The sequence below is a fragment of the Mesorhizobium sp. M0514 genome (assembly GCF_040321145.1).
Lineage (GTDB): Bacteria > Pseudomonadota > Alphaproteobacteria > Rhizobiales > Rhizobiaceae > Mesorhizobium.
On the sequence record NZ_JAMYQZ010000122.1, the window covers coordinates 1 to 14,492 of the forward strand.

At 62.1% G+C, this 14,492-nt stretch carries 8 protein-coding genes; 6 read left to right on the plus strand and 2 right to left on the minus strand.

What is annotated here, in order from left to right:
* Positions 1-223: 223 nt before the first annotated feature.
* The 3 genes from rpoB to NKI61_RS30000 all read left to right on the plus strand — a co-directional run bounded on the left by rpoB (position 224) and on the right by NKI61_RS30000 (position 9,449).
* Positions 224-4,360 carry a DNA-directed RNA polymerase subunit beta gene (rpoB, locus tag NKI61_RS29990; protein ID WP_023686024.1) on the plus strand — a complete coding sequence of 1,379 codons (4,137 nt, stop codon included), beginning with the start codon at positions 224-226 and terminating at the stop codon, positions 4,358-4,360.
* Positions 4,361-4,507: 147 nt separating this feature from the next.
* The gene (rpoC, locus tag NKI61_RS29995) at positions 4,508-8,704 is read left to right on the plus strand and encodes a DNA-directed RNA polymerase subunit beta' (RefSeq protein WP_023667434.1); all 4,197 of its coding nucleotides are present in this window, start codon (positions 4,508-4,510) and stop codon (positions 8,702-8,704) included.
* A 79-nt stretch (positions 8,705-8,783) separates the two neighbouring features.
* Positions 8,784-9,449, plus strand: coding sequence for an O-methyltransferase (locus tag NKI61_RS30000; RefSeq protein WP_352842032.1), 666 nt, complete (start codon positions 8,784-8,786; stop codon positions 9,447-9,449).
* A gap of 46 nt (positions 9,450-9,495) precedes the next feature.
* Here the strand turns inward: NKI61_RS30000 and NKI61_RS30005 are convergent, their stop codons facing one another.
* Entirely contained in the window at positions 9,496-10,431 is a 936-nt protein-coding gene (locus NKI61_RS30005; protein ID WP_352842033.1) for a Gfo/Idh/MocA family protein, read from the minus strand.
* Positions 10,432-10,537: 106 nt separating this feature from the next.
* Positions 10,538-10,819, minus strand: coding sequence for a transcriptional regulator (locus NKI61_RS30010; RefSeq protein ID WP_352842034.1), 282 nt, complete (start codon positions 10,817-10,819; stop codon positions 10,538-10,540).
* A 495-nt stretch (positions 10,820-11,314) separates the two neighbouring features.
* Between NKI61_RS30010 and rpsL the strand changes: the two genes are divergently transcribed.
* The 3 genes from rpsL (at position 11,315) to fusA (ending at position 14,354) form a co-directional block, all read left to right on the plus strand.
* Positions 11,315-11,686 carry a 30S ribosomal protein S12 gene (gene rpsL, locus NKI61_RS30015; RefSeq protein ID WP_006333356.1) on the plus strand — a complete coding sequence of 124 codons (372 nt, stop codon included), beginning with the start codon at positions 11,315-11,317 and terminating at the stop codon, positions 11,684-11,686.
* A 76-nt stretch (positions 11,687-11,762) separates the two neighbouring features.
* Positions 11,763-12,233 (plus strand): 30S ribosomal protein S7, encoded by a 471-nt coding sequence (gene rpsG / locus NKI61_RS30020; RefSeq protein ID WP_008875664.1) that lies wholly within the window; start codon positions 11,763-11,765, stop codon positions 12,231-12,233.
* A 30-nt stretch (positions 12,234-12,263) separates the two neighbouring features.
* On the plus strand, positions 12,264-14,354 hold the full coding sequence (fusA, locus tag NKI61_RS30025) for an elongation factor G (RefSeq protein ID WP_352842035.1): 2,091 nt from the start codon (positions 12,264-12,266) through the stop codon (positions 14,352-14,354).
* The last annotated feature ends 138 nt before the right edge of the window (positions 14,355-14,492 follow it).

The following is a 14,492-nucleotide window of genomic DNA, read 5'->3' on the forward strand; positions in this document are numbered from 1 at the left end:
CCCCCCCGCCACTCCCTTCATCAGAGGGGAGGATGCGTAGCGCGAGATGTACGAGAACCTCTTTCCTGAGGGCCGAAACCGGCCTTCAGGAAACGGGTTTTCTCCCGTTTTAGCCGTCGCCGCCAGGCGGCGGGAAACAGATCAGGGGCCGCCGCCGAGGTGGCCGCGCATGCAAGGTGAGCCGCGGCGAGGCTCGCCCCGAGTTTATAGCTAAGGAGCGACGATGGCCCAGACCCAGACTTTCAATGGCCGCAGACGCGTACGCAAGTTCTTCGGAAAGATTCCGGAAGTTGCGGAGATGCCGAACCTGATCGAGGTTCAAAAAGCATCCTATGACCAGTTCCTGATGGTGGCGGAGCCCAAGGGTGGGCGTCCGGACGAGGGACTGCAGGCCGTTTTCAAGTCGGTTTTCCCGATCTCCGATTTCTCCGGCTCCTCGATGCTGGAGTTCGTGAAGTACGAGTTCGAAGGACCGAAATTCGACGTTGACGAATGCCGTCAGCGCGACCTGACCTATGCCGCGCCACTCAAGGTGACGCTGCGCCTCATCGTGTTCGATATCGACGAGGATACCGGCGCAAAGTCGATCAAGGACATCAAGGAGCAGGACGTCTATATGGGCGACATGCCGCTCATGACGCTCAACGGCACCTTCATCGTCAATGGCACGGAGCGCGTCATCGTCTCGCAGATGCACCGTTCGCCGGGCGTCTTCTTCGACCATGACAAGGGCAAGTCGCACTCCTCGGGCAAGCTTTTGTTTGCGGCGCGCGTCATTCCCTATCGCGGTTCGTGGCTCGACATCGAGTTCGATTCCAAGGACGTCGTGCACGCCCGCATCGACCGCCGCCGCAAGATTCCGGTGACGTCGCTCTTGATGGCGCTCGGCATGGACGGCGAAGAAATCCTGTCGACCTTCTACAACAAGATCACCTACAAGCGCGCCGGCGACCACTGGCGCATCCCGTTCAACGTCGAGCGTTTCCGCGGCCTGAAGGCCGTTGGCGACCTCGTCGATGCCGATACCGGCGAAGTTGTCGTCGAGGCCGGCAAGAAGATCACCGCCCGCCAGGCAAGAGCGCTTGGCGAAAAGGGTCTGAAGGCGATCAAGGCGACCGACGAGGATCTGCTCGGCAATTACCTGGCCGAGGACATCGTCAACTACGGCACCGGTGAGATTTTCCTCGAAGCCGGCGACGAGATCGACGAAAAGACGCTGAAGGTGCTGCTCGGCACGGGCGAAAGCGAGATCAAGGTTCTCGACATCGACCACGTCAATGTCGGCGCCTACATCCGCAATACGCTCAACGTCGACAAGAACGAGAGCCGCCAGGACGCACTGTTCGACATCTACCGTGTCATGCGCCCGGGCGAGCCGCCGACGCTTGAAACCGCCGAAGCCATGTTCAACTCGCTGTTCTTCGACTCGGAGCGCTACGACCTGTCGGCCGTCGGCCGCGTCAAGATGAACATGCGCCTCGAGCTCAAGGCTGAGGACACCGTGCGCGTGCTGCGCAAGGACGACATCCTGGCGGTGGTCAAGACGCTGGTCGAACTACGCGACGGCAAGGGCGAGATCGACGACATCGACAATCTCGGCAACCGCCGCGTGCGTTCCGTCGGCGAGCTGATGGAGAACCAATACCGCGTCGGCCTGCTGCGCATGGAGCGCGCGATCAAGGAACGTATGTCCTCGATCGAGATCGACACGGTGATGCCGCAGGACCTGATCAACGCCAAGCCGGCGGCTGCCGCCGTGCGCGAGTTCTTCGGTTCCTCGCAGCTGTCGCAGTTCATGGATCAGACCAACCCGCTGTCGGAGATCACCCACAAGCGCCGCTTGTCGGCACTTGGCCCGGGCGGTCTGACCCGCGAGCGCGCCGGCTTCGAAGTGCGTGACGTGCACCCGACGCATTACGGCCGCATCTGCCCGATCGAGACGCCGGAAGGCCCGAACATCGGTCTGATCAACTCGCTGGCGACCTTCGCGCGCGTCAACAAGTACGGCTTCATCGAAAGCCCGTACCGCAAGATCGTCAATGGCAAGCTGACCAATGAGGTCGTCTATCTCTCCGCTATGGAAGAGTCCAAGCACCACGTTGCGCAGGCCAACGCCGAGCTCGACAAGAATGGTGGTTTCGTCGACGAATTCGTCATTTGCCGCAGCGCCGGCGAAGTGATGATGGCGCCGCGCGAAAACGTCGATCTCATGGACGTGTCGCCCAAGCAGATGGTGTCCGTGGCCGCGGCGCTGATCCCGTTCCTCGAGAACGACGACGCCAACCGCGCGCTAATGGGCTCCAACATGCAGCGTCAGGCCGTGCCGCTGGTGCGCGCCGAAGCGCCGTTCGTAGGCACCGGCATGGAGCCGATCGTTGCCCGTGACTCGGGCGCCGCCATCGGCGCCCGCCGCGGCGGCATCGTCGACCAGGTGGACGCGACGCGTATCGTCATCCGCGCCACGGAAGATCTCGATCCCGGCAAGTCGGGCGTCGACATCTACCGGCTGATGAAGTTCCAGCGTTCGAACCAGAACACCTGCATCAACCAGCGTCCGCTGGTGCGCATGGGCGACCGCGTCAACAAGGGCGACATCATCGCCGACGGTCCGTCGACCGAGCTCGGCGATCTGGCGCTCGGCCGCAACGTGCTGGTCGCGTTCATGCCGTGGAACGGCTACAACTACGAGGACTCGATCCTGCTCTCCGAGCGCATCGTGGCCGACGACGTCTTCACCTCGATCCACATCGAGGAATTCGAGGTCATGGCCCGCGACACCAAGCTTGGACCGGAGGAAATCACACGCGACATTCCGAACGTTTCGGAAGAAGCGCTGAAGAACCTCGACGAAGCCGGCATCGTCTATATCGGCGCGGAAGTGCAGCCGGGCGACATCCTGGTCGGCAAGATCACGCCGAAGGGCGAAAGCCCGATGACGCCGGAAGAAAAGCTCCTGCGCGCCATCTTCGGTGAAAAGGCGTCCGACGTTCGCGACACCTCGATGCGCATGCCTCCGGGCACCTTCGGCACCGTCGTCGAAGTGCGCGTCTTCAACCGCCACGGCGTCGAGAAGGACGAGCGCGCCATGGCGATCGAACGCGAGGAGATCGAACGCCTCGCCAAGGACCGCGACGACGAGCAGGCGATCCTCGACCGCAACGTCTATTCGCGCCTTTCCGACGTTCTCGTCGGCAAGGAAGCGATTGCCGGGCCGAAGGGCTTCAAGAAGGGCTCGAAGCTGTCGAAGGACACGCTGGACGAGTATCCGCGTTCGCAGTGGTGGCAGTTTGCGGTGGAGAACGAAAAGCTCCAGAGCGAACTGGAAGCCCTGCGTGGCCAGTACGACGATTCCAAGAAGGCGCTCGAGCAGCGCTTCATGGACAAGGTCGAGAAGGTCCAGCGCGGCGACGAAATGCCTCCGGGCGTCATGAAGATGGTCAAGGTCTTCGTGGCCGTGAAGCGCAAGATGCAGCCGGGCGACAAGATGGCGGGACGTCACGGCAACAAGGGTGTCGTGTCGCGGATCGTTCCGGTCGAGGACATGCCTTTCCTCGAGGACGGCACGCATGCCGATATCGTGCTCAACCCGCTGGGTGTGCCGAGCCGCATGAATGTCGGCCAGATCCTGGAAACGCATCTGGGCTGGGCATGCGCGGGCATGGGCAAGAAGATCGGCGAGCTGATCGACGCGTACAAGACGGCTGGAGACATCAAGCCGTTGCGCAAGACGCTCGAGAGCTTCATCCCAGCCAACGACCGCAACGAGCCGGTCCGCGAATATGACGACGAGAGCATCGTTCGCCTCAGCGAGCAGATGCGCCGCGGCGTCTCTATCGCGACACCGGTGTTCGACGGCGCGCATGAAGTCGACATCAACATCATGCTGGAGCAGGCGGGCCTGCACACCAGCGGTCAGTCGCAGCTCTATGACGGACGCACCGGCGAGCCGTTCGATCGCAAGGTGACGATGGGCTATATCTATATGCTCAAGCTTCACCACCTGGTGGACGACAAGATCCACGCGCGTTCGATCGGTCCGTACTCGCTCGTTACCCAGCAGCCGCTGGGCGGCAAGGCGCAGTTCGGTGGCCAGCGCTTCGGCGAAATGGAGGTCTGGGCGCTGGAAGCCTATGGCGCCGCCTACACGCTGCAGGAAATGCTGACGGTGAAGTCGGACGATGTCGCCGGCCGCACCAAGGTCTACGAGGCGATCGTGCGCGGCGACGACACGTTCGAGGCCGGCATTCCCGAGAGCTTCAACGTGCTCGTCAAGGAAATGCGGTCTCTCGGCCTCAATGTCGAGCTGGAGAACACCAAGCTCGACGACAACCCTGTCCGGCTGCCAGATGCTGCCGAATAGGGGCGCGGCCGAGTAAGCAAGACATCCGGTCGCGGAACGCCGCGACCGGATGCGACAAATTCTACGGCCAGTGGGCCGACCACTCAGCGGGCATTTGGCCCGCGTTAGATGCAAGGGGTTTTCGAGGACCCCGAAAAGGAGAACGGCATGAACCAAGAGGTCATGAATCTCTTCAATCCGCAGGCGCCGGCGCAGGTGTTCGATTCCATCCGGATATCGCTCGCCAGCCCTGAGAAGATTTTGTCCTGGTCGTTCGGCGAGATCAAGAAGCCGGAGACCATCAACTACCGCACCTTCAAGCCGGAGCGTGACGGTCTGTTCTGCGCGCGCATTTTTGGCCCGATCAAGGACTATGAATGCCTGTGCGGCAAGTACAAGCGCATGAAGTACAAGGGCGTCATCTGCGAAAAGTGCGGCGTCGAAGTCACGCTGTCGCGCGTTCGCCGCGAGCGCATGGGCCACATCGAGCTGGCGGCACCTGTCGCTCACATCTGGTTCCTGAAGTCGCTGCCGTCGCGCATCGGCACGCTGCTCGACATGACCCTAAAGGACATCGAGCGCGTCCTCTACTTCGAGAACTACATCGTCACCGAGCCTGGCCTCACCGCGCTGAAGGAGCACCAGCTGCTCAGCGAGGAAGAGTACATGATCGCCGTCGACGAGTATGGCGAGGATTCGTTCACCGCCATGATCGGCGCCGAGGCCATTCATGACCTTCTGGCCGGCATGGACCTGGAGAAGATCGCCGGCGACCTGCGTTCGGAACTGGCTTCGACCACGTCCGAGCTGAAGCAGAAGAAGTATCTGAAGCGGCTCAAGGTCGTCGAGAACTTCATGGAGTCCGGCAACCGTCCGGAATGGATGATCATGAAGGTGGTTCCGGTGATCCCGCCGGACCTGCGCCCGCTGGTTCCTCTGGATGGTGGACGTTTCGCGACGTCCGACCTGAACGATCTCTATCGCCGCGTCATCAACCGCAACAACCGTCTGAAGCGGCTGATCGAGCTGCGCGCCCCCGGCATCATCGTGCGCAATGAAAAGCGCATGCTGCAGGAAGCCGTCGATGCGCTGTTCGACAACGGCCGTCGCGGCCGCGTCATCACCGGCGCCAACAAGCGTCCGCTGAAGTCGCTGTCGGACATGTTGAAGGGCAAGCAGGGCCGGTTCCGCCAGAACCTGCTCGGCAAGCGCGTCGACTATTCGGGCCGTTCGGTCATCGTCACCGGTCCGGAGCTCAAGCTGCACCAGTGCGGCCTGCCGAAGAAGATGGCGCTCGAACTGTTCAAGCCGTTCATCTACGCCCGCCTCGACGCCAAGGGGTTCTCCTCGACCGTCAAGCAGGCCAAGAAGCTGGTCGAGAAGGAGCGTCCGGAAGTCTGGGATATCCTCGACGAGGTCATCCGCGAGCATCCGGTGCTCTTGAACCGTGCGCCGACGCTGCACCGCCTCGGCATCCAGGCGTTCGAGCCGATCCTGATCGAAGGCAAGGCGATCCAGCTGCATCCGCTGGTCTGCACGGCCTTCAACGCCGACTTCGACGGCGACCAGATGGCCGTTCACGTGCCGCTCTCGTTGGAAGCGCAGCTTGAAGCCCGCGTGCTGATGATGTCGACCAACAACATCCTGCACCCGGCTTCCGGCGCGCCGATCATCGTGCCTTCGCAGGACATGGTCCTGGGTCTCTACTATCTCTCGATCGTCAATCAGAACGAGCCGGGCGAAGGCATGGTGTTTGCCGACATGGGCGAACTCCAGCACGCGCTCGAGACCAAGGCGGTGACGCTGCACTCCAAGATCAAGGGTCGTTTCCGCACGGTCGACGCCGAAGGCAAGGTCGTGTCGAAAATCTACGACACCACGCCTGGCCGCATGATCATCGGCGAGCTGCTGCCGAAGAACGTCAATGTGCCTTACGAGACGGCCAACCAGGAGATGACCAAGAAGAACATCTCCAAGATGATCGACACCGTCTACCGCCACTGCGGTCAGAAGGAGACGGTCATTTTCTGCGACCGCATCATGGCCCTCGGCTTCAGCCACGCCTGCCGCGCCGGCATTTCGTTCGGCAAGGACGACATGCTGATCCCGGACGCCAAGATCAAGCTGGTTTCCGACACCGAAGCTTTGGCCAAGGAATACGAGCAGCAGTACAATGACGGCCTGATCACTCAGGGCGAGAAGTACAACAAGGTCGTCGACGCCTGGGCCAAGTGCTCGGAAAAGGTCGCCGACGAGATGATGGCCCGCATCAAGGCCGTCGAGTTCGAGGACAGTGGCCGTCAAAAGCCGATGAACTCGATCTACATGATGTCGCATTCGGGTGCGCGTGGTTCGCCCACCCAGATGCGTCAGCTCGCCGGCATGCGCGGCCTGATGGCAAAGCCCTCGGGTGAAATCATCGAGACGCCGATCATCTCGAACTTCAAGGAAGGCCTGACCGTGCTCGAGTACTTCAACTCGACCCACGGCGCCCGCAAGGGTCTGGCCGACACCGCCTTGAAGACGGCGAACTCGGGTTACCTCACCCGTCGTCTGGTCGACGTGGCGCAGGACTGCATCGTCAACTCCGTGGATTGCGGCACCGACAAGGGCCTCACCATGCAGCCGATCGTCGATGCCGGTCAGGTCGTCGCTTCGGTCGGCCAGCGCGTGCTGGGCCGCACCTCGCTCGACGACATCACGCATCCGGTTTCGGGCGAAGTTCTGGTCAAGGCCGGAACGCTGATGGACGAACGTGACGTGGAAAAGATCGAAAAGGCCGGCGTGCAGTCGGTCCGCATTCGCTCGGCACTGACCTGCGAGGTCAGGATCGGCGTGTGCGCGGTCTGCTACGGACGCGATCTTGCCCGCGGCACCCCGGTCAACCAGGGCGAAGCCGTCGGCGTCATCGCGGCGCAGTCGATCGGCGAGCCGGGCACCCAGCTCACCATGCGTACCTTCCACATGGGCGGTACGGCGCAGGTGGTGGACAGCTCGTTCCTTGAAGCCTCGTATGAGGGCAAGGTCGAGATCCGCAACCGCAACGTGGTGCGCAACTCGGACGGCCAGCAGATGGTCATGGGCCGCAACATGGCGGTGCTGATCCTCGACGAAGCCGGCAAGGAGCGTGCCTCGCATCGCCTTACCTATGGTTCGCGCATCTTCGTGGACGATGGCGACAAGGTGAAGCGGGGCCAGCGTATCGCCGAATGGGATCCCTATACCCGCCCTGTCCTTACCGAAATCGAGGGCAAGGTGTCGTACGAGGATCTGGTCGACGGCATTTCCGTTCAGGAAACGGCCGACGAATCGACCGGCATCACCAAGCGCGAGGTCATCGACTGGCGCTCGACGCCACGCGGCAACGACCTCAAGCCGGCGATCGCCATCCTTGACCCCAAGGGCAAGGTCGGCAAGCTGTCGAAGGGCGGCGACGCCCGCTTCCTGCTCTCGGTAGAGGCCATTCTTTCGGTCGAGCCGGGTTCGCAGGTTCGTCCCGGCGACGTTTTGGCGCGTATCCCAATGGAAAGCGCCAAGACCAAGGACATTACCGGCGGTCTGCCGCGTGTTGCCGAACTGTTCGAGGCACGTCGTCCGAAGGATCACGCCATCATCGCCGAGATCGATGGCACGATCCGCTTCGGCCGCGACTACAAGAACAAGCGCCGCATCATCATCGAGCCGCATGACTCGACGCTTGAGCCGGTCGAATACCTGATCCCGAAGGGCAAGCCGTTCCATCTCCAGGACGGCGACGTCATCGAGAAGGGCGACTACATCCTCGACGGCAATCCGGCGCCGCACGACATCCTGGCGATCAAGGGCGTGGAAGCACTTGCTTCCTACCTCGTGAACGAAATCCAGGAAGTCTACCGTCTGCAGGGCGTGTCGATCAATGACAAGCATATCGAGGTGATCGTTCGCCAGATGCTGCAGAAGGTCGAGATCACGGTGCAGGGCGACTCGACCTACATTCCGGGCGACCACGTCGACGTGATCGAACTGGAAGAGGTCAACGAGCGCCTGGTCGAGGACGGCAAGAAGCCGGCCGAAGGCCAGCCAGTGCTGCTGGGCATAACCAAGGCCTCGCTGCAGACGCCGTCCTTCATCTCGGCCGCCTCCTTCCAGGAGACGACCAGGGTGCTGACCGAAGCTGCGGTTGCCGGCAAGACCGACATGCTGCAGGGCCTGAAGGAAAACGTCATCGTCGGCCGGCTGATCCCGGCCGGTACCGGCGGCACGATGAGCCAGATCCGGCGCATCGCCACCTCGCGCGACGAACTGATCATCGACGAGCGCCGCAAGGCCTCCGGTGTCGAGGTCGCCGAGCCGATGCTGACCGACATGGTCAACGCCGCGCAGTAAGCGCGGTAGGACGAGAAGAAGGAAGGGGGCCCCAGCGGCCCCTTTTCGCGTTTTGACCCCTAATCGAATCGAGGAAAACATGAGCAAGAAGGTTTGGACTGACGTCGACGACTACATCGTTTCCTCTCTCTTCGAAGCAGATCCCATCCTCGAAGCGGTGCTTGCGGCCAACCGCGACCAGGGCCTGCCGGCCATCGACGTATCGCCGGCGCAGGGCAAGCTGCTGTCGCTGCTGGTCCGCATCAGCGGCGCCAGGAAGGTGCTGGAGATCGGCACGCTTGGCGGCTACTCGACCATCTGGATGGCAAGGGGATTGGGCGTCGGTGGCAAGATCGTGACGCTCGAACTCGAGCCGCATCATGCAAAAGTCGCGCACTCGAATCTCGAGCGGGCAGGGGTGTCGGACAAGGTCGAGCTCAGGATCGGCCCCGCGCTTCAGTCGCTTGAGACGCTGGCTGCCGAAAATGCCGGTCCGTTCGATCTGATCTTCATCGACGCGGACAAGCCGAACAACCCGAATTATCTGTCATGGGCCATGCGCCTGTCGCGGCCGGGGACGGTCATCATCTGCGACAACGTCATCCGCGACGGCACCGTGCTCAACGACGATGGCCGTGACGCGTATGTCGAAGGCGCACGCGGTGCGTTTTCCTTCATCGGCGGCGACAAGCGCCTGGACGGCACCGCCATCCAGACCGTCGGCGCCAAAGGCTATGACGGGTTTGCGATTGCGATCGTCGAGTAAGGCTGCATGGTGAGTGTCCGGACTGCGGTCCGGCAGAACTCATCGCTCAATCGAAGAACGCTTCCACCACATTGCGCTTGCCGAGCATGAAGGCGTCGGCCACGTGCTGCAGGGGTGCCAAATCGACATCGGAGACGCCGGCGCGTACGATCTCGGCGAAGCGCCGGTAAAGCTGGGGATATTCGGCCTCCGGCTCGTCGTGAACCACATTGCCGTCGAGGGCGAGCTTGGTGCCGCCGCCGGACAGCACCATCTTGCCCTTGTCGGTGTCGGCCAGGATGTCCCAGCTCTGTGGTCCCGTCTGCAGCCAGTCGAGCTCCATGGTCACCGGCAATCCATCCGAGGTGCGGAAGGTAACGTGGGCCGCCACAGGCGAGGCGCGGTTTTCCGGGAAGTCGAGGACGGCCGAGGTGATGAACATCGCCGGCAGGATGTGGGTTGCGATCGACAGTGCGTTTATGCCGGGATCGAAGACACCGAAGCCGCCCGGCGCCCAGATCCAATCCTGGTTCGGATGCCAACGGCGGACATCTTCCTTCCAGACGATGGCGGCCGAGTTGACCTTGGCCGACGCCAGGAAGGCACGCGCGGCTTCCACCGCCGGCGCGTAGCGCGAATGCCAGCTGGCGAACAGTGAGACGCCACTGGCTGCCGCCAGTCTCTTCAGGTCCTCGACCTCGCTGACGGTGGCGCCCGGCGGCTTCTCCAGGAAAACATGCTTCTTCGCAATCAGCGCCGTGCGTGCCGCGTCGTAGCGGAACTGCGGCGGCATGCACAGCGACACGGCCTCGAGTTCCGGCACCGCGTCGAGCATCGCCTCAATGGTCGGAAAATTCGGGATGCCGTCCACCTTGCCGTGCCGGCTGGCGGCGGCGATGAGGCGGTAGTCCGCATCCTTGGCCACTGCCGGCAGATGCTGGTCGCGCACGATCTTGCCGACGCCGACGATGCCGAGCTTGATGGGACCATTGTTCGAGGGCATGGGAACTCCGCGGATTCGAATTTGGCTGGTTAAGTCGCTCGGTTCTTAGCAGAGAACCGGTGCCGGGCAAGCCGGCGCGGTGACAGGCGCAAGCAGCCGGCGACGCTCAGAGCGGCACGTCAAACGTGACGATCGACACCTCACCTTCGAGGGCACCCTGAAAGGCTGACAGATGCGGCTCCTCGTCGGGTTCGCCGTCCATATCGCCGATCTGGTCGAGCTCGACCTCGGCATAGCCTTCGGCCGCAAGCGATTCGAGCACCCGGCGCACGGCCGAATCGTCGTCGGGCGCGACCAGCATCACATGGACGCCTTCCGGCTTGCCGCCCTTCTTTTTCCAGATGCGGCCGGTGATGATGGTGACCGGGCGTTCCTCATTGTCGTTCACGGGCTGATTCCTCTTGAGACGGGGGCGGGCGAGGGGTTTTGAGCTGTCCATGGCGCCTTTTGCCATGAAGAACCCGCGCATGACAGCCAAAAGCCGGTCACTTTCTTGTCTGCCCCGGTCACTTTCTTCCTTTGCCTTGCAAAATGAAGAAAGAAAATTACATGCGTTTTTCGCATGGCTGCCAAGCCGTGGTCAGCGCGCAATATTTGGCGCGCCGGGGTTGACGGTTCACGGTCTTGCGAGTAGAAGCCGCCCAGTCAGAACCGATGTGAGGCTCTCCCTTCCGAAGCGACACGCTTTGGAGTTTGCCTCAAACAGGGTTCGTTTTACGAGCGAAAAGACATTTCCGGCGCGCATGAAGCGGTTCCCGCTTCCTCTGCATTTTGTTCGGGCAGGACCGCGAGGCGCGGTTTATGGCCCGAATTTGCGTATGGAATTGGCGCTTTGAGCGGCCCTGACCGGGCGAGACACGGAATTGAGAGACAAGAGGGTTTAATGCCTACCGTCAACCAGCTGATCCGCAAGCCGCGCATTGCGCCGGTGAAGCGCAACAAGGTCCCGGCCATGCAGCAGAACCCGCAGAAGCGGGGCGTCTGCACGCGCGTCTATACAACGACGCCGAAGAAGCCGAACTCGGCACTGCGCAAGGTGGCCAAGATCCGCCTGACCAACGGCTTTGAAGTGATCGGCTACATCCCCGGCGAAGGCCACAACCTTCAGGAACACTCCGTGGTCATGATCCGCGGCGGCCGCGTCAAGGATCTTCCGGGCGTGCGCTACCACATCATCCGCGGCGTGCTCGACACGCAGGGCGTGAAGAACCGCAAGCAGCGCCGTTCGAAGTACGGCGCCAAGCGTCCGAAGTAAGGGGCGTCCGAAGTAAGATTTTCCGGCCCTGGCGCTACTTGAATGCGTCGGGCTACGAGATTGAGAGACAAAAGCCATGTCGCGTCGTCACAGTGCAGAAAAGCGTGAGATCAATCCGGACCCGAAGTTCGGCGATCTGATCGTTACCAAGTTCATGAACGCCGTCATGTATGACGGCAAGAAGTCGGTTGCCGAGACCATCGTCTACGGTGCGCTCGACCAGGTTCAGTCGAAGACCAAGCAGGAGCCGGTCACCGTCTTCCATCAGGCGCTCGACAATGTCGCGCCGCATGTGGAAGTCCGGTCGCGCCGCGTCGGCGGCGCTACCTACCAGGTTCCGGTCGATGTGCGCCCCGAGCGCCGCCAGGCCCTGGCGATCCGCTGGCTGATTGCAGCTGCGCGCAACCGCAACGAGACCACCATGGTCGACCGCCTCTCCGGCGAGCTGATGGACGCGGCCAATAACCGCGGCACCGCCGTGAAGAAGCGTGAAGACACCCACAAGATGGCAGAAGCCAACCGCGCTTTCGCGCACTACCGCTGGTAAAGCGCGAACGAGACTGAGAAGGCATCCACGATGGCCCGCGAATACAAAATCGAAGACTACCGCAATTTCGGTATCATGGCGCATATTGACGCCGGCAAGACGACGACCACCGAGCGCGTCCTCTATTACACGGGCAAGTCGCACAAGATCGGCGAAGTCCACGACGGCGCTGCCACCATGGATTGGATGGAGCAGGAGCAGGAGCGCGGCATCACCATCACGTCCGCCGCCACCACGACCTTCTGGAAGGGTCGCAGCGGCAAGATGTACCGCTTCAACATCATCGACACTCCCGGACACGTCGACTTCACCATCGAAGTCGAGCGTTCGCTGCGCGTGCTCGACGGCGCCATTGCGCTGCTCGATGCCAATGCCGGTGTTGAGCCGCAGACGGAAACCGTCTGGCGCCAGGCCGACAAGTACAAAGTTCCGCGCATGATCTTCTGCAACAAGATGGACAAGATCGGCGCCGACTTCTACCGCTCGGTCGAGATGATCGGCTCGCGTCTTGGTGCGCATGCCGTCGTCATGCAGCTGCCGATCGGCGCTGAGACCGAGTTCAAGGGTGTCGTCGATCTCGTCGAGATGAACGCGCTGGTCTGGCGCGACGAGACGCTGGGCGCTGCCTGGGACGTCGTCGAGATCCCGGCCGACCTGCAGGCTCGCGCCGAAGAATACCGCGAGAAGATGATCGAAGCCGCTGTCGAAATGGACGAGACGGCACTCGAGAGTTACCTCGAAGGCAAGATGCCGTCGAATGACGAGATCCGCGCGCTGATCCGCAAGGGCACCATCGCGGTCAAGTTCTACCCGATGTTCTGTGGCTCGGCCTTCAAGAACAAGGGCGTGCAGCCGCTGCTCGATGCCGTCGTCGAATACCTGCCGTCGCCGGCCGATGTTCCCGCCATCAAGGGCGTCGACGCCAAGACCGACGCCGAGATCGAGCGTCATGCCGACGACAACGAGCCGCTGTCGATGCTGGCCTTCAAGATCATGAACGACCCGTTCGTCGGTTCGCTGACCTTTGCCCGCATCTATTCGGGCAAGCTGACCAAGGGCATCTCGGTCGATAACACCGTCAAGGGCAAGAAAGAGCGCATCGGCCGCATGCTGCAGATGCATGCGAATTCGCGCGCCGACGTCGAAGAAGCCTTTGCCGGCGACATCGTTGCTCTGGCCGGCCTCAAGGACACGACCACCGGCGACACGCTCAGCGATCCGCTGCACCCGGTCATCCTCGAGCGCATGGAATTCCCCGATCCGGTCATCCAGATCGCCATCGAGCCGAAGACCAAGAACGACCAGGAAAAGATGGGCCTCGCCCTTCACCGCCTGGCCGCCGAGGATCCGTCCTTCCGCGTCAAGACCGACGAGGAAAGCGGCCAGACCATCATTTCGGGCATGGGCGAACTTCACCTCGACATCATCGTCGACCGCATGCGCCGCGAGTTCAAGGTCGAGGCCAATGTCGGCGCGCCGCAGGTGGCTTACCGCGAGACCATCACCCGCAGGCACGAGCAGGACTACACCCACAAGAAGCAGACCGGCGGTACCGGTCAGTTCGCTCGCGTCAAGATCGTGTTCGAACCGAACCCGGAAAGCTCGGAGTTCGAGTTCGAGACCAAGATTGTCGGCGGCGCCGTTCCGAAGGAATACATCCCGGGTGTCGAAAAAGGCATCAACAGCGTTATGTCGTCGGGTCCGTTCGCGGGCTTCCCGATGATCGGCGTCAAGGCGACGCTCATCGACGGCGCGTACCACGATGTTGACTCCAGCGTCCTGGCCTTCGAAATCGCAGGCCGCGCCTGCTTCCGTGAAGCCGCACCCAAGCTTGGCGTGCAGCTGCTCGAGCCGATCATGAAGGTCGAGGTCGTGACTCCGGAAGACTATGTCGGCAGCGTCATCGGCGACCTGAACGGCCGTCGCGGCCAGATCCAGGGCCAGGAGGCTCGCGGCGTGGCTGTCGTCATCAACGCGATGGTGCCGCTGGCCAACATGTTCAAGTACGTCGACAACCTGCGCTCGATGAGCCAGGGCCGCGCGGCCTACACGATGCAGTTCGATCACTATGAGCCTGTGCCGACCGCGGTCGCCCAGGAAGTCCAGAAGAAATACGCGTAACCCCAGCGGGTTGCATCGGTAACTTAATTCAAGGCCCGTACGGGCGAGCAGATTGGAGACATCACATGGCAAAAGGTAAATTCGAGCGTAACAAGCCTCATGTGAACATTGGCACGATTGGCCACGTCGATCATGGCA

What these genes read in the sequence shown, in the direction of transcription:
- rpoB (WP_023686024.1), top strand. Translation starts at nt 224, where the DNA reads ATGGCCCAGACCCAGACTTTCAATGGCCGCAGACGCGTACGCAAGTTC.
- rpoC (WP_023667434.1), top strand. Translation starts at nt 4,508, where the DNA reads ATGAACCAAGAGGTCATGAATCTCTTCAATCCGCAGGCGCCGGCGCAG.
- NKI61_RS30000 (WP_352842032.1), top strand. Translation starts at nt 8,784, where the DNA reads ATGAGCAAGAAGGTTTGGACTGACGTCGACGACTACATCGTTTCCTCT.
- NKI61_RS30005 (WP_352842033.1), bottom strand. Translation starts at nt 10,431, where the DNA reads ATGCCCTCGAACAATGGTCCCATCAAGCTCGGCATCGTCGGCGTCGGC.
- rpsL (WP_006333356.1), top strand. Translation starts at nt 11,315, where the DNA reads ATGCCTACCGTCAACCAGCTGATCCGCAAGCCGCGCATTGCGCCGGTG.
- rpsG (WP_008875664.1), top strand. Translation starts at nt 11,763, where the DNA reads ATGTCGCGTCGTCACAGTGCAGAAAAGCGTGAGATCAATCCGGACCCG.
- fusA (WP_352842035.1), top strand. Translation starts at nt 12,264, where the DNA reads ATGGCCCGCGAATACAAAATCGAAGACTACCGCAATTTCGGTATCATG.